We start from the raw sequence: 493 nt of genomic DNA, 5'->3' as shown, positions 1-493 counted from the left end.
CCCCCCCCCCCCCCCCCCCCCCCCCCCCCCCCCCCCCCCCCCCCCCCCCCCCCCCCCCCCCCCCCCCCCCCCCGGCCCTTGGGCTTCACGCGACGGCGAGACTGCGGGCGGTGGCGCACTGGACGACGGCGACCACCAGGGCGGCGGTGTCCTGCTCGAAGGGGAGCCGCGCGCCGCTGGACTCGTAGATCCGGGTCTCGCCCTCGCCGCTGCGGGCCCCGTGCGGCCGGTAGCGGGCGATCCACCCGCAATGCCAGTCGGCCCGCCCGTCGATCAGGCCGCGCTGGTCTGCGATCCGGATCTCGGCTCCTCCCTCCACGTCGACCACGATGCGGCTCCCGTCGTAGCGGCGGGAGACCAGGGTGCGCACGGCCAGGCCGTGGTGCGCCAGGGTGCGAGTCAGCCGCTCGCCCGTGGTCTCGGGGGTGTCCTGCATGGTCATCTCCTCGTGGGATGTGGGGGTTTCGAGGGGCCGGGGCGGCGGTGCCATCCG

Annotated in this window: 1 protein-coding gene; it reads right to left on the bottom strand. The window is 77.9% G+C overall.

All coding sequences use genetic code 11. The annotated features are described in order from the left end of the window. Window positions 1-85: 85 nt before the first annotated feature. A partial coding sequence (locus AC4IJH_RS43685) for a hypothetical protein (protein WP_490857592.1) occupies window positions 86-493 on the bottom strand: 408 nt, incomplete at its 5' end.

It is taken from the genome of Streptomyces sp. UF-297 (genome assembly GCF_058245575.1).
The sequence above is the reverse complement of the archived record's forward strand: the minus strand, read 5'-3'. Positions and strand labels throughout refer to the sequence as shown.